Source organism: Bacteroidota bacterium (genome assembly GCA_005882315.1).
Taxonomy (GTDB): Bacteria; Bacteroidota; Bacteroidia; order Chitinophagales; family Chitinophagaceae; genus VBAR01.
This window is the reverse complement of the sequence record VBAR01000001.1, coordinates 880,317-902,196: the sequence shown is the minus strand read 5'-3', so window position 1 is coordinate 902,196 and position 21,880 is coordinate 880,317. Positions and strand designations below refer to the sequence as shown.

General features: G+C 38.9%; 17 protein-coding genes. 7 read left to right on the top strand and 10 right to left on the bottom strand.

What is annotated here, in order from left to right; genetic code table 11:
- Positions 1-96 precede the first annotated feature (96 nt).
- Positions 97-645 (top strand): hypothetical protein, encoded by a 549-nt coding sequence (locus E6H07_03660; protein TMI65028.1) that lies wholly within the window; start codon positions 97-99, stop codon positions 643-645.
- Between the two features lie 12 nt (positions 646-657).
- Here E6H07_03660 and E6H07_03655 read toward each other — a convergent pair whose 3' ends face one another.
- Both E6H07_03655 and E6H07_03650 read right to left on the bottom strand, forming a co-directional pair.
- The gene (locus E6H07_03655; protein ID TMI65027.1) at positions 658-1,452 is read right to left on the bottom strand and encodes a hypothetical protein; all 795 of its coding nucleotides are present in this window, start codon (positions 1,450-1,452) and stop codon (positions 658-660) included.
- Between the two features lie 140 nt (positions 1,453-1,592).
- A complete protein-coding gene (locus E6H07_03650; GenBank protein TMI65026.1) occupies positions 1,593-4,439 on the bottom strand; it encodes an insulinase family protein in 2,847 nt (948 codons plus the stop codon).
- Positions 4,440-4,560: 121 nt separating this feature from the next.
- On the opposite strand from E6H07_03650, the gene E6H07_03645 reads away from it, so the two are divergent.
- The 3 genes from E6H07_03645 (at position 4,561) to E6H07_03635 (ending at position 7,710) form a co-directional block, all read left to right on the top strand.
- Positions 4,561-5,358 carry a TIGR00266 family protein gene (locus E6H07_03645; protein ID TMI65025.1) on the top strand — a complete coding sequence of 266 codons (798 nt, stop codon included), beginning with the start codon at positions 4,561-4,563 and terminating at the stop codon, positions 5,356-5,358.
- A 107-nt stretch (positions 5,359-5,465) separates the two neighbouring features.
- Positions 5,466-6,455, top strand: a complete 990-nt coding sequence (locus E6H07_03640) for an aldo/keto reductase (protein TMI65024.1) — start codon at positions 5,466-5,468, stop codon at positions 6,453-6,455.
- A gap of 4 nt (positions 6,456-6,459) precedes the next feature.
- Positions 6,460-7,710 (top strand): multidrug effflux MFS transporter, encoded by a 1,251-nt coding sequence (locus E6H07_03635; protein ID TMI65023.1) that lies wholly within the window; start codon positions 6,460-6,462, stop codon positions 7,708-7,710.
- Between the two features lie 46 nt (positions 7,711-7,756).
- On the opposite strand, the gene E6H07_03630 is transcribed toward E6H07_03635, so the two are convergent.
- From E6H07_03630 to E6H07_03605, 6 genes are all read right to left on the bottom strand, one after another.
- Positions 7,757-10,141 (bottom strand): hypothetical protein, encoded by a 2,385-nt coding sequence (locus E6H07_03630; protein TMI65022.1) that lies wholly within the window; start codon positions 10,139-10,141, stop codon positions 7,757-7,759.
- Between the two features lie 148 nt (positions 10,142-10,289).
- Positions 10,290-11,225: a hypothetical protein gene (locus E6H07_03625; GenBank protein TMI65021.1), complete on the bottom strand. Its 936-nt coding sequence runs from the start codon at positions 11,223-11,225 to the stop codon at positions 10,290-10,292.
- Positions 11,226-11,423: 198 nt separating this feature from the next.
- Entirely contained in the window at positions 11,424-12,062 is a 639-nt protein-coding gene (gene nth / locus E6H07_03620; protein TMI65020.1) for an endonuclease III, read from the bottom strand.
- 95 nt (positions 12,063-12,157) lie between these two features.
- Positions 12,158-12,391 carry a hypothetical protein gene (locus tag E6H07_03615; GenBank protein TMI65019.1) on the bottom strand — a complete coding sequence of 78 codons (234 nt, stop codon included), beginning with the start codon at positions 12,389-12,391 and terminating at the stop codon, positions 12,158-12,160.
- A 104-nt stretch (positions 12,392-12,495) separates the two neighbouring features.
- Entirely contained in the window at positions 12,496-12,810 is a 315-nt protein-coding gene (locus E6H07_03610; GenBank protein TMI65018.1) for a septum formation initiator family protein, read from the bottom strand.
- Between the two features lie 57 nt (positions 12,811-12,867).
- A complete protein-coding gene (locus E6H07_03605; GenBank protein ID TMI65017.1) occupies positions 12,868-14,157 on the bottom strand; it encodes a phosphopyruvate hydratase in 1,290 nt (429 codons plus the stop codon).
- Positions 14,158-14,340: 183 nt separating this feature from the next.
- On the opposite strand from E6H07_03605, the gene E6H07_03600 reads away from it, so the two are divergent.
- Positions 14,341-16,803 (top strand): PKD domain-containing protein, encoded by a 2,463-nt coding sequence (locus E6H07_03600; protein ID TMI65016.1) that lies wholly within the window; start codon positions 14,341-14,343, stop codon positions 16,801-16,803.
- 99 nt (positions 16,804-16,902) lie between these two features.
- Positions 16,903-18,858, top strand: a complete 1,956-nt coding sequence (locus E6H07_03595; protein ID TMI65015.1) for a T9SS type B sorting domain-containing protein — start codon at positions 16,903-16,905, stop codon at positions 18,856-18,858.
- Here the strand turns inward: E6H07_03595 and gldA are convergent.
- On the bottom strand, positions 18,851-19,756 hold the full coding sequence (gldA, locus tag E6H07_03590) for a gliding motility-associated ABC transporter ATP-binding subunit GldA (GenBank protein TMI65014.1): 906 nt from the start codon (positions 19,754-19,756) through the stop codon (positions 18,851-18,853). The two genes, E6H07_03595 and gldA, sit on opposite strands and share 8 nt — an antisense overlap.
- A gap of 81 nt (positions 19,757-19,837) precedes the next feature.
- Here gldA and E6H07_03585 point away from each other — a divergent pair, with 81 nt between their 5' ends.
- Entirely contained in the window at positions 19,838-21,115 is a 1,278-nt protein-coding gene (locus tag E6H07_03585) for a sodium:proton antiporter (GenBank protein ID TMI65013.1), read from the top strand.
- On the opposite strand, the gene E6H07_03580 is transcribed toward E6H07_03585, so the two are convergent.
- The gene (locus E6H07_03580) at positions 21,110-21,745 is read right to left on the bottom strand and encodes a carbonic anhydrase (GenBank protein ID TMI65012.1); all 636 of its coding nucleotides are present in this window, start codon (positions 21,743-21,745) and stop codon (positions 21,110-21,112) included. The two genes, E6H07_03585 and E6H07_03580, sit on opposite strands and share 6 nt — an antisense overlap.
- Positions 21,746-21,880: the final 135 nt, after the last annotated feature.

Below are 21,880 nucleotides of genomic sequence, written 5' to 3'. Positions count from 1 at the left end.
CAGGGCGGTTTTCTTTTATGGAATACTATGTACATCTTTGCACCTGATTAATAAAACCAGGATCTTTTGTTCAAACATTTAAAAAATCATCAACACATGAAACAAGTTTTTATTCTGTCCTTATTGGCGGTAGTTATTTATTCCTGTAGCAATTCAGATAAGCAGCCTGCTTCAAGATTTCCGGACTATCCTGTTTCAGTTGCTACTGTAAAAGAGGCGGTGAAAGGAAAGAGTTTCAGTGTTGTTGAAGTAGCCACTATTTCTCCTTTTGCAATGGATAAAGAAAACCCTTACGAATGGATGGATGGAAAGAAAGATTCATCTGCCCATACAATGGAGTTTCGTAATGACAGGCTGCAAACGAAAATGAAATTTTTAAATGACAGTATTGTTTCACTCACTGATGATTATAAAACAACCGATGTTGCATATCGCTTTGATACCACGCCGGGTCCTCCAAAAAAAGGTAATATGGCATTACTCCTGAGCATACCCAATTCAAACATGCTGATGCCGGGTACAACAACCCCAATGTTGATGACTTATACATACTATGTACATGGCGCCGATGATAAAAGACTTTTCTTACAAACACCCCGCACCTTTAATAATCAAAAAGTAATGATATTGTTAAAGGCAGATTAAATAAGCGTTTGATCATTGGAAAGTAACAAGTACCCCCATCTTTATATCCAGCATTCGTAACGGGCTGTTATACACTTCTGCTACCTGGTGTTCATGTATCGTTTGTGTACTTACATTAAGAAAACGGATATTCAATGGCTCACTTTTTCCATCTGATGGAGCCGGGTTGTTAGGATCAGTATGAACATGTGTGCTGAGATGTTTTGTATTTATATAATCAAGACTGCCGCCTTTTATTTTGTTTACTGAAATATCAAATAAATATAGTCCCCGTTTTTCTTTTTTATTAAAATTACTGAGATCGATCTGCAGTCCACCGCCGTAGGCATAAAAGAATGTATGATCACTGATAATAGTTTTACTTTCCAGTACACGGCAATCTGATGGATCCTCAGGATCTTCCACTGATATATTGCTGAAAAAAAGTGAATAGCCACCTTTGAAATTTAGATAAGGATTTATTTTGGCCTCACTTAAAAGTCTTAGCCGGGTAAACAAAGCCCCGCTGAATATATTACTTGTATAATTCACCATTGTAGTAGTACCTGTGCCATTAGGAAAACGCAGGTCCTGTTCTTTTGCAAGCCAGGCATAATTACCAAGACTAAACTCGGTACCAAATGCCAGCCGTTTTCCTGTACTCTTAAGTGCATACAGGTAAGAAAGATTAATACTGTTGGCGGGTTTAATATGTTCACTCAATTCTCCTTGCGGAATAGATAATGAGTAATGTAGACCAAGTGCGGATTGTGACAAACCTGTTGCTACAGATAAAACTGTAATTACAGTAAAGTAGAATTTTCTCATAGCCGTTACTTTTAAGAGTTAATGAATAGGGTTAAACGATACCGTAAGTACAGTTTAGCCGTCTTTACATATAAAAGTTACATCAAAAAAAGCCCCGCTCAACTGAGCGGGGCTTAAAATTTCTTTAAAAAAACGATTTATCAGAATGCTTTCTTCTCTACTGGTTTGCCATCGCTGTCCAGTTCTATGATCTGGTAGCCCATTTTTTGCAGGCCAGCTAATACTTTTGCTTTATCGCCAACCAATAGCATATTCATTTTATCTGCATTGATCCATTTTTTAGATAATGCATCGATCTCTTTTTTGGTAATGCCTTTTACAATTTTACTCTGCAGATCGGTATAGTCAGCAGGCAGGTTATATTTTAAAATATTACCAATGAAACCAGCTTTCTGTGCACCTGTTTCATAACGCAATGCATCACGCTGACCGATAGCACTTTTCATAAATGTCATTTCATTATCAGAGATGCCGGTAGAAGCATAACCTTTCATTTCTTTCACTACTTCTATTAATGCACTGTCTGTAGCATCTGCACGAATACCTGCACTGAATTCAAAATCACCAGTTTGCTCATCGCTGCTGAATCCGCTTCTTGCACCGTAGGTCCATCCTTTATCTTCACGCAAATTCAGATTCAGACGGCTATTGAATCCGCCACCCAAAGCATAGTTCATTAAACCAGCTTTAAAGTATTCCCCTGTTGCATCATATTTTAGGCCGGTATTATAACCAACCCTGAATTCTGTTTGAGCAGCTTTAGGTACATCCACTAAAAATATTTTTGACTGATCAACCGAAGGTGCTGTAGCAATAGCGGGTATTTCAACTTTCTTATTTGGCAGCTTATTCAGGAAACCAAGTTTCGATAATACTTCTTCTTGCTTGATATCGCCTACTACCACTACTCTTGTTTTTTGAGAGGTCATAAAGTTGTCGTAGTAATATTGAATATCATCGATCTTCATATTCTTCACTGTATATTCAGTGCCATCTTCACTCATGGCAAGGATATGGTCTTTACCATAATTGAGTTTAGCAATTACTTCATCAGCAATAGCAGCAGGTTGTCCTTTAGCTGATTTAAAACCTTCGAGTGTTTGCTTTTGTATTCTTGTAAATGCGTTTTGTGTGAATTTGGGATTAAACATTCTTTCTTCCAGCAATGCTAATGTTTTATCTATGTTTTTCCTCAGCGATGTAACAGTAAATACAATACCATCTGTTGCATTACCAACAGAAATATTACTTCCCAGTTTCTGTAATTCTACAGCCATTTGTTCTGATGTATAATTCTTTGTGTCTTCACTCATCATGCCAGCAAAGAAAGAAGCAAGACCAACCTTAGAAGTATCTTTTGCTTGTAGTAAATGACCACCAGGAATTGTAATAGTGATCGTAACACTCGGCACTTCTGTGGCCTCGCTACCGATCATTTTAATTCCGTTTGGCAGATCTTTGCGCCAGAATTTTGGCACTTTCACTACAGGATTAGGGCCGTTACCAGGTTTTTTGCTGCGGTCAAATGCATCTTTTGCCTTTGCATATTTCAACCCTGCATAACCATAATCAGGTGCTGTGTATTTTGTAGAATCGATTTTATAATTATCTGCTTTGGCAATATTTGTTTCCTGTCCTTTTGTATTCACACTTGCAAATACAGCATGTTTGCCTTTAATGTATTTGTTGTAAACCCTCATCACATCTTCTTTGGTTACGACTGCATACATTTTCAGCAAGTCAGATATTTTATTCGGATTGCCTGAAAAAGTTTGAAATGCAGCTAACTGGGAAACTTTACCAGCTACACTTTGCAAACCATTTATCAGTTGTGATTCGATACCGCCTTTGAATTTTGTAATATCATCGTCTGTTACGCCTCTCGCTTCAAAACTATCCAGCGCATTACGAAACAATGAATCCATATCTTTTAAATTCTTTCCGGGTAATGGAATGAACTGGAAAGAAAATTCGCCTGAAAGTTCGCTAAGCTGGCTGCTACCGCTTGCCTGAAGAGCTAATTGCTTTTTTACCAGTTGCTGGTATAAAACTGAATTTCTTCCTTGTCCTAACACTTGTGCAAGACAAGATAATGCACCCATATCAGGATGATAATTAGGAACAGTCGGGTAAACTACCGCCAGTAAAGGAAGCTTCGCATAATTATCTGTATAAGAAATATAACGATCACTTTCAAGTATAGCAGCAGGAACTACCACTGGTTTTACTTCTGGTCCACGGGGAATAGAACCGAAATATTTTTCTACTAATTTAACAACAGCAGCGGGTGTTACATCACCACCAATTGTAAGTGTTGCGTTATTAGGGCCATACCATCTTAAAAAGAAATTTTTCAGATCATTTACATTAACACCGTTCAGATCTTCTATATACCCGATCGTTAACCATGAATAAGGATGGCCATAGGGGTATAAATTTTTTGAAAGTTTTTCAAACACTAAACCGTAAGGACGGTTGTCGTAGTTCTGTCCTCTTTCATTTTTCACAGTGCTACGCTGTATTTCAAATTTTTGTTGAGTAACTGCATCCAGTAAAAAACCCATACGATCAGCCTCCAGCCACAACATTTTCTCCAATTGGTTGGAAGGAACAGTTTCAAAGTAATTCGTACGGTCACGGTTAGTACTGCCATTCAGTGTGCCGCCGCTTTCGGTAACTATTTTAAAATGTTCTTCATCTTTCACATGATCACTTCCCTGGAACATCATATGCTCAAAGAAATGCGCAAAACCACTTTTGCCTATTTCTTCACGGGCACTGCCCACATGATAGGTAATATCCACATGTACCACAGGGTCACTGTGATCTTCGTGTACCACCAGCGTAAGTCCATTAGGTAAAACATATTTTTCATAAGGGATAACGATCTCGGTTCCCTTTTTTTCAACTTTTTCAACCAGCTTGGTCTGGCCAATACCGGCTAGCATAAACAAAACGCCGGCCATCAACATCATCATTTTTTTCATGGTAATTATTTTTTGGATTTGCAATGTAGTGAAAACTGCGGCTGTGCCGCTCCCATTTATCATTTGTTTAAGCAGGTTTGTACCAATGAGGCCTAACTTTGGGTAAAAATTCAAAACAAGTATGCAAACACGAACCAATCATGAAATAGATTACCATATTTATGGCGAAGAAATGCAGTATGTGGAGGTAGAGCTGGATCCCCAGGAAACGGCGATCGCAGAGGCCGGCGCCTTTATGATGATGGATGAGGCGGTGCAAATGGAAACCATTTTCGGCGATGGCCGCGGCCAGGAAAAAGGTTTTTTTGGCAAACTGATGAGTGCCGGTAAAAGGGTACTTACAGGGGAGAGTTTATTTATGACAGCCTTCACCAATATGGGCCAGGGGAAAAAACGTGTATCCTTTGCTTCGCCCTATCCCGGAAAAATTATTCCGCTGGATCTTTTTGAGCTGGGTGGTAAAATGATCTGCCAGAAAGATGCATTTCTATGTGCAGCAAAAGGAGTAGCGATTGGAATAGAATTTCAACGTAAACTCGGAACAGGTTTATTTGGCGGCGAAGGGTTCATTATGCAAAAACTGGAAGGTGATGGAATGGCATTTGTTCATGCAGGCGGGCATGTACTGGCAAGGGACCTGCAACCCGGTGAAGTATTGAAAATTGATACGGGTTGTATTGTTGCATTCACTCCCTCGGTTGATTACGACATTCAATTTGTCGGCGGCATAAAAAATACATTATTTGGTGGTGAGGGTTTATTCTTTGCCACATTACGTGGACCCGGAAGAGTTTGGATCCAAACATTACCAGTCAGCCGTTTAGCCAGCCGCATTCTTGCATACGGTACTTATAAAAGAAAAGATGAAGGAAGCCTTTTAGGAGGTTTGGGTAATTTGCTTGATGGAGATGGCGTGTGATTGGTGAATAGTCAGGTTAATTTTTTGAAACAGTCTTTTTTAAAGACCGGTTTCGTTATTTCCAGTTCTGGCATCTATTTAGCTTTGTATCATAAACTCAAACTAAAATGCAAAAAAGAAAATTAGGAAACAGTGGTCTTGAAGTATCAGCTCTTGGTCTGGGTTGTATGGGAATGAGTTTTGGTCTCGGACCTGCTGCAGATAAAAAAGAAATGATTGCTCTTATGCGCAAAGCAGTGGAGATGGGAGTTACATTTTTTGATACAGCTGAAGTTTACGGACCATTTACAAATGAAGAACTTGTTGGTGAAGCATTAGAGCCATTTAAAGGACAAGTAGCAATAGCCACGAAGTTTGGATGGAAACCAAATGCAGAAGGTAAATGGAGTGACCTGGATAGTCGGCCTGAACATATAAAGCAAGTTTGTGAAGCTTCATTAAAGAGATTAAGAGTTGATGTTATCGATCTGTTTTATCAGCATCGTGTTGATCTCGAAGTCCCGATCGAGGAGGTTGCAGGTGCTGTAAAAGATCTGATCAAAGAAGGTAAAGTAAAACATTTTGGATTGTCCGAAGCTGGAGTAAAAACAATTCGCAAGGCTCATGCAGTACAACCTGTTGCTGCTTTGCAAAGCGAATATTCTTTGTGGTGGAGACAACCCGAAGAAGAACTGTTGCCAACATTGGAAGAACTTGGAATTGGTTTTGTTCCATTCAGTCCGCTGGGTAAAGGGTTTCTTACTGGAAAAATCGATGAGAATACAAAGTTTGACAGTACCGATTTTAGAAATGTTGTTCCCCGTTTTTCACAAGAAGCAAGAAAAGCAAATCAATCAATGATCGATCTGCTCAACAATATTGCGGCAAAAAAGAATGCAACACCTGCGCAGGTTGCACTTGCCTGGTTGATGGCGCAAAAACCATGGATCGTTCCTATTCCCGGAACAACAAAGTTGCATCGCCTGGAAGAAAACATGGGTTCTGTTAATATTGAATTTACAGCCGATGAACTTCAGGAAATAGATAATGCCTCTTCAGAAATTAAAGTTCAGGGCGAGAGATATCCCGAACAGCTACAAAAATTGGTTGGTCGTTAAGGATATGATTAATGCGACTAGAAATAAAAATTTTAATATCATTTTGATATTAGGCTTGCTCACAGCTATTGGCCCTTTTTCAATTGATATGTACCTGCCTGCATTTCCGGATATTGCAAAAGGATTAAATGCATCTGTAGCACAGGTAACACTATCACTATCCAGTTTTTTCATTGGTATTTCGGCCGGGCAATTATTATATGGCCCGTTGCTAGAAAGATTTGGCAGAAAAAAACCTTTATATGCCGGACTTATTATTTACCTGCTTGCATCTGTTGGTTGTGCATTGGCTACATCTGTAAATGCATTGATCTTATTCAGATTTTTAGAAGCCCTTGGCGGTTGTGCAGGTTTAGTAACGGCAAGAGCTATGGTCAGAGATCTGTTTGACGTAAAACAAAATGCCAAAATATTTTCTTCGCTGATGCTGGTAGTAGCGGTATCACCGGTCATTGCGCCAACAGTAGGTGGTTATATAACTGCTTTGTTTGGGTGGCGTTTTGTTTTTTTAATTCTCATCATTGTAGCCCTCGTCATTATTACCGGCATTTATTTTTTACTACCTGAGAGCAAAAAACCTGATCCGGGTTTTTCACTCAAACCGAAGCCCATCATCAAAAGTTTCGCAGGAGTGATCAGGCACCCGCAGTTTTATACATATACATTAACTGCTTCCGTATCTTCTGCCGGGTTATATGCTTATATCGCCGGCTCGCCTTATGTATTTATGGAAATATTTAAGGTGAATGAAAAACAATACGGATGGATATTTGCACTAATAGCGATGGGTCTTATTGGCGCCAGCCAGATCAATAGTGTGCTGTTAAAAAATTACAGCAGCGAACAGATCATCAAAACAGCATTGCGCTGCCAAAGTATTATTGGTGTTATCTTAGTCTCTGTTGTTCTTTTGGGCTGGAGTGATTTATTCTTCACCATCTTCATGCTATTTATTTTTTTGTGTTGCCAGGGTTTTATTTTTCCAAATGCATCAGCACTTTCTTTAGCTCCATTTGGGCATATTGCCGGAAGTGCTTCGGCATTGATGGGGGCTATTCAAATGGGCATTGGTGCATGTATATCTGTACTTGTCAGTGTTTTTCAAAACCACACGGCTATACCAATGACTGCTGTGATGGCTTGTTGTGCTACCACTGCATTATGTATTTTCTTGCTTGGAAGAAATATTATTACCCGAAAGGCAAGTATAAAAGCAGTAGAAGAAGAAGATGTGGAGATGATAAGTACGCTGTGATCCTTTTAACCTGATACGAACAGTATAGAATTCTATTCATCAAGTATCACTTTCCAATCAACTGCTGACTTGTAGTATTAGATAACTCAACTTTATGTTCAGTATGATGTTCTTCATATTGAATCTCTACCCGTAAAGCTTTTAAACCAACGACACCTTGCAGATCTTCAAGGTCATGATGCTCTACCCCGGGTTTTAGCAAATGTTGATTTTGTAAAAACTCAATGTATTCTAAATATTCTTCGGCTTCTTTGGATTGTGAATAAACAATAGCAATCTTGCCAGGTTGAGTGAGACGTTCGTTTGTATCTTTTATGCGTACTTTATCAATACGCTTCTTCACTATTTCATAACGAACATTATAAGCTCCATCCACATCAAATTTTCTTTCTGCCGTGCGGAAAGTAATAGTTAAAGGCTGCGAATGCGAAAGTATCAGTTGCGTAGTCTTTAATGCATGAGAAAGCTGGCTTTCCAGTTTATGTGTTTGACGTGACGCTTTGGCCATCATACTCAGTTGCCACATCTTCAGGTTGCGCAGGTATATTTCATCAAATTTTTTGCGTGGCGAAATAGACTGACCCATATAAATATTAAAGTCCACACCATCGGTAACATAACGTTCAAAATAATGAGGGAAAACTTTTTGTGCTGCCGCTTCTTCCTTATCAATAAACCGGGCCAGCGTATCATTTATTTTAGTAATGCTGTTCTCATAATCTTTCCGGTGATGATAGATAGTGCCAAGTTGCGGGTCCAATGCTGCAAAATAATTCTCTATTTCTTTTGCTATAACGGGCTGTGCGCTGTGAATATGATTAAAAAGCGACTTTACCTGGTTGCTTAAAAACTCACAAATTATGTTTTCTTCATCACTCAATAATACATCCGATGCAGAGGCAATGAATTTATCCAGTTTAAATTCTATTTCCTGTAATAAAGGAAAAGGAGAATCAGCTTGTGCCCTGTCTATTACATGCCGGGCCATTTGCAATTGCTCCACAAGGTCAAGTTGAATAGCATGTGAACGTTCGGTGCTGGAGTTGCGGATATCTATTGCGCCATACAAAGGAGACACATCATCAAATGTGATCTTCTCCATTTTCACATCATCATGCTTTTGCTGATGTACGATATAGTTTAGTGCGGCTTCAGTAAAACGCCACTCTACTGCAGGCTGAATAGCTGTGAACTGCTCTTTAATTATTTTATCGATCTGGGTATCGAGTCCATTTGCACTTTTTTCCAATGCGAGTGTAAATAAAGGAATAGCTGTTTCTATTTTGCTGATATGTGTATGATTGAGCTTACTTATTGTTTCTGAAGTTATTTCCAGGATGCCGATCAGATCATTACCCTGTTTCAACGGGCATACAATAAGGCTGCGGATACCTTCTGAATAATAGTATTTCAGGTATTCTATTTCAGCAAGACTCTTTTCATCTAATTTTTCAAATACAACCGGTCGATCATTGGTACGGAACAACAGTTTACAACAATCACTTATTTCATCTTTGTCGGAGATAGTATGAAAATGTTTAAAGAGCAGGCTGTTGCTGTTGTGCAATTCTGAATATACATAATGCCCGTTTACCTTGAAGAAAGGTGTGATACCGATCTTAAGGCCTTTTAACCCGATCAGGCTTTGCACATGGTCTTCCAGTTCTTTATATACAATAGCATCAGAAAATGCATTGATGTGCAGCAAACTGTTTTTTATACGGGATATCACTTCTGTTTCCGTTACATCATTTACCCTTACAATTGCCAGTCCTTCAAAAACAAATTTCTCAAGTGGTACATGCTGCATCAATTCTTCTATAGTAAAAAGCGTTTTAGTATCAGCGCATACAATATCCATAGGTAAGTCGGGTAGATCGCCAATCGGTTTTACATCTACAAAACGAAAATCGAGTCTCAGTTCAAGATATTTGGTAAGCCCGGTATGCGGATCAATATAAGGATAGACCGTGCTGGTCAATTCCTGCGAATGATAGCCACAATATTTTTTCAAAACCAGGTGGCAGGCAAAATGGATCCTTTCTTTTGAAAGATTATTGCCTATTTCGTCTTCCGGTACATTTATTTCTTCAGTGCCGGGTTTTAAAAATAATAACTGGAACAGCCGTGAATAGTAAACTGTATGAAAAGTAAATGGCAGTGCAACAGCATGCAGGTTTTCATGTCCTGAATTGGTAGGCGGAAAAATAGTTGATAATAATTGCTGAATAAGTTCGGTATGTGGTTTCAATATCGCTACATCATCAATGGGTTCCAGCAATTCAGGAAGTTGTTCTATTTCATCTACCAGGTGGCTATAGAGCTTTTTTAAACCCGGGTTGCCATCGGCAATATTTTTTTTCAGCATTTCTATCATCGGCTTGAATGATAGACGGCTGTTGATCTTTATATCAAAAGAGTTTTTCTCCATACAAATAGTTAATTGGTTCATCAAGGGTGCGGAAAAAAGCAAGATTATCTACGTAAAGTTAATTATTAAAGATTTCCGGCAAAACAGCTTGTCAAAACTGGCGCAAATAACATTACAAATTACAAGAAATAAATCAACTGTTCTCCGGTCAGTTATAACGGACTCTTTTTAAACGCCCAATCATAAAACTGATCTTCGCCTGCAAGCTGAAATAGCTGTCATTATCTTTTGGATCACCACGCTGATAACCAGGTGTTGTGATGTGGCTTGGCGATAATTCTCCCTGCCTGTCATGCAGTTGCGTTGCAATGGATGCTTGTACTGGAGTGAGATAGTTCGGAAAAAGATCAGGATTAATGTATTCGGTGCTTACATCGTCGAGATAGTCGGTAAATAATTTACGCTGTACTATTTCCAATCTCGCATTCAGCATCTGGTTTATCTCATATTTAAGACCACAGCCAAAAAGTAAATTCATTTGGCTGAGTTTATATTCTTTATGGGTGGGATATTCGGCGAAACCCTGTCCTTCAAGACGAAGCGGCTGTAGATCATGCCATTGATTTCCCAGCTTTGCCTGCGGGTTAAAACTGAAATAGCCAATCCCCCCGATAAGATAAGGGGAGAGCAGCGAAGGGTCTTTATCATAATCTACTTTCAGGTAAATAGGATGAAATTCCAATGATAACTGGATTTCTGTAATAGGGCTGCGGAAGCTCAGGTTGCGTTCATAACGACCGAAAGTACTGGCTGCAATGGGTTTTAAAATACTATCAGACGCTTCTACTTTTCCGAATGTGGCCTCCAGTCTTAATCCTAAAATATAGTGATAGGTAGCTGTTGCAAAAATGCTGTAGCTGAGGTTTTTATTTTTTCCGTTGAGGTCTTTAATAAATCCTTTGCCGATCCCTTTTTTGCCACCGAGGTCGGTAAGACAATTCATAAAACCAACAGAGCCCCCCAGTTCAAAATTGACTTCTTTTTCATAATAATTTTCATTGTAATAATAGTATTGTGCCCTGAGCGAGGAGAAGGAAAGAACAATAAAAACCAAAAGAAAAACTCTCAAAAGAATCCGGACCATTGAAAAATCAGTTTAAATAGAGAATGGAAAATTTAGAGATACTGAACTGGATAGTATTTGCAGGGAGATTGGGGGAGAGTAAAAGTATAAAACAGGCCTTGCCCCTCAAAGTATAAGGAGTATTATTTTTTAAGAATAAGTCCGTAGTTCTACTAAAGTTTTTGCTTTTCTCAATATTTGGTTCTTTAAGCCGACGAATCAACTCTTCTTGAAGTAAATACATATTGCACGCAAACCGCATTGATCGCATTTTGGGTTTCTTGCGAGGCAGGTATAGCGACCATGAAGTATAAGCCAGTGATGTGCCTTATGGATCAAATTTTCGGGTATATGTTTGATTAATTCTTTTTCTACAGCCAGCGGTGTATTTGCTGATTGACTTACCAAGCCCAACCGCTTACTTACACGAAACACATGTGTATCAACTGCCATGTTTGGTTGTTTGTCTACAACAGAGGTGATCACATTCGCTGTTTTTCTTCCTACACCTGGTAGCTGCACCAACTCATCCACTGTCATTGGAATTTTTCCATTGAACTCATTCACTACTTTCTGCGCCATTCCGATCAGGTGCTTTGTTTTATTGTTAGGATAAGAAATGCTTTTTATAAAAGGAAACAATTCATCAAAATTTGTTTTACTCAATGCATAAACATCGGGAAATTTTTTAAAGATGGCGGGTGTTGTAAGATTTACTCTTTTGTCTGTGCATTGTGCAGAAAGAATTACAGCTACGAGCAATTCATACGGGCTATCATAAACTAATTCTGTTTCAGCTTCAGGAGTATGCTTTTGGAAATAATCAATAACAAACTGGTAGCGTTCCTTTTTGGTCATGCTGCAATTTAGTCCATGCGATTAAAAGAGAAAAGGCTTAAACAAAACATCCCGACGGTTAGGTCAGGATGGTAATAATTTTTTGAGAAACAATCTTAGCCGACTTTTTCTTTTGAAGTCTTTCTTGCGTAGTTCAAAACATTCAATACAACTTCAGTTCTTGGATTTTCTTTGATCTTGTTCAATCGTTGCATGGAAGTTTTTAAGACATTCAGTTTTTCGCGGAGCGTCCAGTCTTTTTTCAAAGCCTTTTCGATAGCCGCGGTTTGTACGGGTGATGTTTCTTTGTAGAGATACAATAATAGATCTTCGGGTGTAAAGTTGGTCATGGGCAATCCGTTAATGTCCTGAAATTTTGTTTGTCCTTGAAAAAATAGAAAAGTACCGTCAGGTTTATAAACGGGGGTAGGGAAGCCTTATTGTGCGGGGGGTATTATTTTCCTTTTTCAGTCGCTTTTTCGGGTATTATGTAGAGATCTTCGTTATCCTTTTTCATCAGGTATTTTTCCCTGCCATATTTCTCAATAGTAGCGGGGTTATTTTTAAGACCTTCTAATTCACGACGTTCTGTCGCTATTTCCTTCTGGTAATAGGCCTTGCTTTGCATCAGGTCCCTTAATTCCCTGTCTCTTGCCTGGCGGGTAAAAAAGTCGTTTTTATCAAAAAATAAAATAATGGCTAAAAAAATGCCGGTGGCAATAGTGTATTTGTTGGCCAGCCACGCTGGAATGTGGGATAGTAGTTTCATATGATTGGAGTTTCAAAAATTGAAGTATGAAGTGTATTTCATACTTCAATTTTATTATTACTTACCAAATTTAATCTTTCCTTTTGGATAAACAGCCGACATGCCTAACATTTCTTCGATCCGGAGAAGCTGATTGTACTTCGCCATCCTGTCGCTACGTGATGCACTACCGGTTTTTATTTGACCACAGTTCAATGCAACTGCCAGATCAGCGATTGTTGTGTCTTCTGTTTCACCACTACGATGACTCATGATGGTATTGTATCCGTTATGCTGTGCCAGGGTAACAGCATTGATAGTTTCTGTTACTGTTCCTATCTGGTTTACTTTTACAAGCAATGCATTGGCGATACCTTTATCAATACCTTCCTGCAAACGTGTAACATTTGTAACAAACAGATCATCACCTACCAATTGACATTTTTTACCAATAGACTTTGTCAGTGCAGCCCAACCACTCCAGTCATCTTCTGCCATACCATCTTCAATGGATGCAATTGGATATTGCTTTACCCATTTTTCCCAGAACTTAACTAACTGATCGCTGCTTAGTTCTTTGCCATCGCTTTTATGAAAAACATATTTTTTCTTTTTAGCATCCCATAGCTCACTGTTGGCAGCATCCATTGCAATTACTATTTGCGAACCGGCCTTATAGCCTGAAGCATGTATAGCTTCCATTACCGTATCAATTGCTTCCTCGTTGCTTTGGATGTTTGGAGCAAAACCACCTTCATCACCCACATTTGTGCTAAAACCTTTTTTCTTCAATACAGTTTTCAACGTATGAAAAATTTCAACACCCCAGCGCAAGCCTTCACTAAAATCAGATGCACCAACCGGCATGATCATAAATTCCTGGAAATCGATTTTATTATCAGCATGTGCGCCGCCATTTAAAATATTCATCATCGGCATCGGCAATGTCTTTGCATTGGTGCCACCGATATAACGGTACAGTGGTAATGATGCTTCTTCAGCTGCCGCCTTTGCCACAGCCATACTTACAGCAAGCAATGCATTGGCGCCTAATTTTCCTTTATTAGGTGTACCATCCAGTTGTATCATCATTTCATCAATACCTGTTTGATCGGCTACGTCAAAACCCATCAATACAGGGGCAACTACTTCGTTCACATTCTTCACTGCTTTTAATACTCCTTTGCCTACATACTTTTTCTTATCGCCATCTCTCAGTTCTACTGCCTCATGGATGCCTGTGCTGGCGCCGCTTGGTACCGCCGCACGGCCGAGGGCACCTTCATCGGTTATTACATCTACTTCTACTGTAGGATTGCCTCTTGAATCAAGGATCTGTCTTGCGAAAATTTCGGAAATGTAGCTCATGGATAATCAGGTTTTTTATGATTGGAGAAAAACGATTTCTAAAAATGCAAATAAACGATGTTTTGACCGAATGTGAGGAGCCAGGGGAATAAGTTTTGCTAAACAAATAGCTAACTGACTAACGTTTTTAAATAGAAGAAACTCTACAACATTTCTATACTTTTTTCGGGAATTTTGAAGGTTATGGGCAGGTTGAATTTCAAAATTCCCGGCAATATTATATTTGGTATCCTGCTTGTCTTGTCAGTGGATATAGCTAGAGCACAACAAGGTCTATGCCCGCCTAATATGGATTTTGAATATGCTGATTTTTCTAACTGGACATGTAATACAGGAGTTGTTTCACTTGTTAACGGAACAAATGTAATAACCTGGACAGGTGCCAACGAGGTTCCGGGTCAACATACAATTATACCTTCATTAAATGCGGGCAACGATCAGTATGGAAGGTTTCCCCGAATTTGTCCAAATGGAAGTGGGTATAGCGTTGAATTGGGAAACAACGTCGGAGGAAGAGGTGCTGAAAAAATTTCTTATACCTACACGATACCCTCAACAGCTCAAGGATTTTCTCTTTTATTTCATTATGCAATAGTGCTTCAAAATCCACTTGACCATATCGTGGAAGAACAGCCACGGTTCCAGGCAATCATTACGGATCTTAGTTCTGGTGCCAGGATTCCCTGCGCAAGTTTTGATTTTGCAGCTTCTTTCGGACTTCCGGGTTTTCAGCAATCAACCGTGGACGGAAGTGTGATATATAAAGACTGGACACCGGTGACGGTAAATCTGAATTCATATGTTGGTCGTACAATTAAAATAGAATTTATCACAAATGATTGTACCCGCGGTGGTCATTTTGGTTACGCCTATGTAGATATAAATAGCAATTGTAATGGTGCCATTTTAGGCACTACACTTTGCCAGGGCGATAATTCTCTAAGCCTTACAGCACCACATGGCTTTCAATCTTATCAATGGTATTCAGATACCAGGTTCACAACTTTGCTGGATACCTTTCAAGTTTTACCTCTTAACCCGCCTCCATCAGTTGGTAGTGTTTACCCGGTTATCGTATTTCCGTATCAAGGATATGGTTGCATAGATACCTTATACGCTACGATTTCTGTAGCTACCAAGCCTGTTTCTGTTGCAGGTCGTGATACTTCTCTTTGTAAATATCAGTCTGTACAATTGGGCGGGCCACCCGCTTCAGGCTTAATGTACTCATGGACACCTGCAAATTTTGTAAATAACCCAATCTTACCAGATCCTGTCGCAGGATTGCGGGCATCCATTACACCAACCCAGTTTATTGTAAAAACAACAGATGTGCTTACAGGTTGTTTTTCTTATGATACAGTTCTAATATCTCCAATTGTTATCGATACTGCTATTAGATTAATCGGCAATGCTTCATTTTGCGATGGGAACACAGAAGCTTTATTGACACTTAGAAATATTAATGCAGGGATACAATGGTATAATAATGCAACAACAATTTCCGGAGCAACTACTTTATCTTATCAACCCACAATAAGCGGTACTTATTGGGCACAGCTTGCTGAAAGAGGATGTACTGATACAACTGCCAGGTTGAATATAAATGTAAATCCACTACCCCAGGCTGCTTTTACAGTAAACAATGATACATTTTGTATTACCAATAATTCTTTTGTCTTTACTAACAGATCAACTGTTTCAGATAATTCACCAATTACTTATAACTGGAAATTCAGCGATGGTTCGAATTTACAAACTACCCATGCTACTAAAGCTTTTAATTCGACAGGTACTTATAGAACACAACTGATAGCAACTACTTCCTTTGGCTGTAAAGACAGTATCGAATCTGCAGTGTATGTAATGCCGATTGGCATCCCCGATTTTTCATGGGATACAATTTGTACAAACCGACCTGTGTTGTTTAGTAACCTTAGTAATGAAAATGGATCAGCTTCTGCTCAATATAGATGGACCTTTAATAATGGAGGTCCCGGGTCACAATTAAAAAATCCATTACCAGTTACTTATACATCAAACGGAACTTTTAATGTAACGCTGCAAATAACTACACTTGGTTGTGAAAGCGATCCGAAACAAATAACTAAAAAAATAAAAGTAAGTAGCCCGTTAGCGGGTATCCGATATAAAGACATTACTGTTCCAATTAGTGAATCGAGAGTGATCAAAGTAAGAGATACTGTAGGAAGTATTTATAACTGGAAGCCACATATACAACTGAGTAATTATAATTCTCCGGTCACAGAATTTTTTGCCAATGGCAATGATGTCAGGTATCTCATCGACATTACTGATAAAAACACATGTGTTACCACCGATACATTCCTTGTGCAGATTTTGAAAAAGCCAGGTTACTACTTGCCTTCAGCTTTTACACCTAACGGCGACGGTTTAAATGATGTGATCACACCCTATATTGTTGGTATGAAATCGCTAAAAGGATTTTCAATTTTCAATCGCTGGGGCAACCGTGTTTTTTATACTGCTAAATATGGCGAAAGCTGGGACGGCAAATATGGCGGAACTGTTCAACCCGTAGGTGTATTTGCGTGGATATTGGAATACTACACCACCGATGAGAAACTTATAACTGCAAAAGGAACGATTACCATAATCAGGTAAAAGTATTTAGAATACAGGTTGACGCTAATATGAGTGCTTGAATTACCCCAATAATCAGAGTTATTTTAATAACTTTAAAGTCGGTTTTTATTGCTGGTTATGAGAAGGGGTTGTAAATATCATATACTATTATTCCTTATTGGCACAACTGTGTTTTTCTCTGCTCAGTCACAACTCCTTTTATGTCCACCTAACCTGGATTTTGAAGCCGGCAATTTTTCTTATTGGGAATGCCGAACCGGTCATGTGTCTGTTGTAAATGGACAGAACGAAATTGAATGGGAAGAATTTGTTCCGGTACAGGATAGACATACACTGATCCCACATACCGATTCATCGGTAGACTTTTATGGCAGGTTTCCAAGAAAATGCCCGAATGGTTCTTTATTCAGTATAAAACTGGGAAACGATCTGACAGGTAATGAAGCTGAGGCTGTTGCTTATTCATTTGATATTCCTCCAACAGCTACCAATTTTTCGCTGCTTTATAATTATGCTATCGTATTGCAGGACCCTAATCATCCGGATGAGGAGCAACCTCGTTTTCGTGCAAGAGTGCTGGATGCTCAAACGGGTGAAGTAATAAACTGTGTGACTTTTGATTTTAAAGCATCCTCTTCCTTACCGGGTTTTCAGTTCTCAGCCGTTGTACCCAATGTTGTTTATAAAAGCTGGACGCCTATTTCGGTTAATTTAAGTCTTTATGCAGGAAGAACAATTATGCTGGAGTTTATTACAAGTGATTGTACACGTGGCGGACATTTTGGTTATGCCTATTTTGATGTAAACTCAAGTTGCGATGGTACCATTGCAGGCAGTGCTTTATGTTTGGGTGAGCCGAGCATGACACTTACCGCACCATTAGGGTTTCAATCATATCTCTGGTATTCCGATGCAGCATTCTCGAACCCGATCAGCAGTGCACAGAGTTTGGTGCTTACTCCTCCGCCAACAGCTAATTCAATTTTCCCTGTTATCTTAAATCCTTATCCGGGTTTTGGATGTGTTGATACTGTTTACGCAGTTATCTCGGCTGCTTCTAAACCACTATCGATTGCAGGGGTTGATGTAGCAACCTGTAGTAAAATGTCAGTACAATTGGGCGGTACAACAAATCCTCAATACTCGTATTCATGGTCACCGGCAAATTATTTACAAAACCCTAACGCCGCCAATCCATTTACACGAACGAATATAAGAGGGCCTGTCAATTTTATTGTAAAGACAACTGATATGGCTACTCAATGTTTTTCTTATGATACTGTTTTGGTAACGCCAATTGTTGTTGATACATCTGCAACAGTATCCGGGAAACTTATCTTTTGCCCTGGTGAAAACCTGAATACAAGTCTTGTATTAAATAATACAGCAGCCACTGTACAATGGTATCAGAATGGAACAGCGATAAATGGAGCAACCATTTTAATTTATCAACCACAAACAATTAATGATAATACCTATTGGGCAGAATTGAGGCAAAACGGTTGTACAGATACATCAAGATCATTCCGGGTGTATGCTTCCAGTGTTCCTAATGCCGCATTTGAAACAGATAAACTCCTTTGTGTTGGGAAACCGGTGAGTTTTACCAATAAAACTACAATAGCCGGCAACGAACAATTAAACTATGAATGGGAGTTTAGTGACGGAATTATATTGAATGGAAAAAATATAACAAGAACATTTACAACTCCCGGAAACTATTCATTAATACTTACTGCCACATCGCCGGGCGGATGTTTTGATGAGTACCGGGGTGAGATAACCGTTACCGATGATTGTGGTGCATATCTCCCAACTGGCTTTACACCTAATGGCGATGGACTGAATGATCTGCTGATACCTTTATTAAGTGGTGTAAAAACATTTAAACGGTTTTCAATCTTCAACCGTTACGGAAATTTAATTTACAATACAAGCAAGGCTGGCGAAGGGTGGGATGGTAAGTATAAAGGAATGCTTCAGCCGACAGGTATTTTTGTATGGATGCTTGAGTATATCAATAAAAATGACGAGACCATTACAATGCGGGGTATTGTAACTCTTATCAGGTAGTGAGGGTTCTGAAAATTTCTTCGAGGCTTTGTTCGGCGCTTTGCAATGAAATAATATTCAGGTTTTTTTCAATAGCCAGTTGAAGCAACTGCTTCTTTACCGATTCTGCATTTGAGCATTGAATATTGAACATTGATGACTGAATATTTTTTACGCTGTTAACTCCATTCAAATTTTTTAACCAATCAATCTGCACGGGTTCTTTAAACTCAACAGTCACTGAATGTTGTTTATCGCCAACCGATTGTAATTTGCTCAATGTATCATCCGCAACAATTTCTCCTTTATTAATTATTATTACCCGGTCACATATTGCTTCTACTTCCTGCAGAATATGAGAAGAGAATAAAACCGTTTTATCTTTTCCCTGTTTTTTTATCACTTCACGGATCTCAATGATCTGGTTAGGATCGAGTCCGCTGGTTGGTTCATCCAGGATCAATACTTCAGGATCATGGATCAATGCAGCAGCAAGACCTACTCTTTGTTTATAACCTTTTGATAATTGCCCGATCTTCTTTTTGCTTTCAACAGTAAGCCCGGTTAATTCAATTACATTTTCAATTTTTGTTTTTTGATCCTCCACTTTATGAATTTCTGCAACAAATCCCAGATATTCCCGTACATACATATCATAATACAATGCATTCAACTCGGGCAGGTAGCCTATCTTCTTTTTTGTCGCCAACGGATCATCGGAAACATTTTTGCCACATACATAAGCTTCACCACCGGATTGTTCAAGGTAACCGGTAATAATTTTCATAGTTGTTGATTTGCCGGCACCATTTGGTCCCAGGAAACCGACGATCTCGCCTTTGTCTACTTTAAATGAAATATTGTTTACAGCTTTTTGTTCGCCATAAACTTTGAGCAGGTTTTTTACTTCAATGGACATGGGTGCAAAATAACAATTTTAAAGTTTGAAGCATAAAACAGGTTTACCACAACTGTTAATTGTATTTTATACTTTTGAAAGATGACGGTTTTAATTACTGCAATATTCATATTGGGTTATCTCGCTATTGCATTTGAACATTCTCTCAAAATAAATAAAGCAGCCTCTGCTTTGCTTACCGGAGTTATCTGCTGGTCGGTATATGCTTTGGCTGGCAATGAAAAGGAAATTGTATCAGAAAATCTATCCCATCATCTGTCAGATATAGCCGGTATACTTTTTTTCCTGCTTGGAGCGATGGTGATCGTAGAACTGATCGATGCCCACGATGGATTTGAGATTATTACAGAAAAAATTCAAAATACTGATAAAAAGAAACTGGTTTGGGTAATTGGGTTTATCACTTTTTTCCTTTCATCCATACTGGATAACCTGACAACTACGATTGTAATGATCTCATTGCTCCGCAAACTTATACCCTCACATAAAGACAGGCTAATGTTTGCAGGGTTGGTGATAATAGCAGCTAATGCAGGGGGTGCCTGGAGCCCGATTGGTGATGTTACCACTACCATGCTTTGGCTAGGGCACCAGATCACGACAACCAATCTTATCGTTAAAACTTTTCTTCCTTCATTGGTTTGTTTTGTTCTTCCCGCATTTCTCATTAGTTCACAAATGAAAGGGACATTAGATAAAAGCGAATTAAAAAAAGAAAAATTGTTTTCAACCGGTTATGAAAGAAAAGCGGTATTCATCACCGGTATTGCTTCTCTTTTGTTTGTACCAGTTTTTAAAACGATAACTCATTTACCGCCTTATATGGGAATTGTATTTAGTTTAGGATTAATGTGGGTAATAACAGAAATGATACATAGCGGAAAAGATGAAGCGGAAAAAGGATTGCTATCGGTAAATCATGCTTTACGAAAAATTGATACGCCGAGTATTTTATTTTTCCTGGGAATTCTATTAGCTGTTTCAGCATTGCAGTCAACAGGTATTTTGACCTCCGTTGCTTCTTCACTTGATAGATCGATCGGAAATATAAGCGTCATTACAATCATCATCGGGTTTCTTTCAGCGATCGTGGATAATGTACCATTAGTAGCTGCAGCACAAGGCATGTATAGTTTAGAACAATATCCAACGGATCATTTTTTCTGGGAATTTCTTGCATACTGTGCAGGTACAGGCGGAAGCATTTTAATTATCGGCTCAGCAGCAGGAGTTGCTGCTATGGGAATGGAAAGAATACAATTCGGTTGGTACCTGAAAAAAATTGCCTGGCTTGCATTGATTGGTTATCTCGCCGGGGCAGCCGTATTTTTAATGCAACATTACTTGTTGCATTTATAGATCATCATACTCATATAAGTGGTCAAGATTTGTTCCTGCGTTCATTTCATAAACAGGTTTAATAATTCCATCTTTAAGTCCATATACCCAACCATGCAGATCGGGCCGCTGTTCATTTTTCCATGCACGTTGAATGACGGATGTTTTTGCCAGGTTAAAAACCTGTTCCATTACATTCAATTCTACGAGGCGGTCATTTTTTTTCTGGTCATCAACGATCAGGTCAAGTTCGGTGCGGTGAAGACGATACACATCTTTAATATTTCGCAGCCACATATTCAGTATAGGTTTGAAATCGATATTGGTAATAGCAGCCTTTATACCCCCGCAGCCATAATGCCCGCAAACAATCACATGTTTTACTTTTAGATGGTTGACTGCATAGTCCAATACACTTAATACATTCACGTCAGTATTTACAACAAGGTTGGCAACATTGCGATGTACAAAAATTTCTCCGGGTTGAGTAGCGGTAATTTGGTTGGCCGGAACCCTGCTATCACTACAACCGATCCATAAATATTCGGGTGTCTGCAGATCAGAAAGTTTTTTAAAATATTCCGGATCAGTGCTGAGCATATCAGCTGCCCATGATTTATTTTCTTTTAAGAGCAATTCGTATGGTTTCATGTATAATCTATTCTGTTGTAAATGTATTTGTAAAAGCCGGTAAACTGAACAGCCGCTTGTGTTTTACTTTCCAGATTATTTATTTGATTAAATAATAACAATGGGTAAACAAATTTACAGTTTAGCGGTTATTAT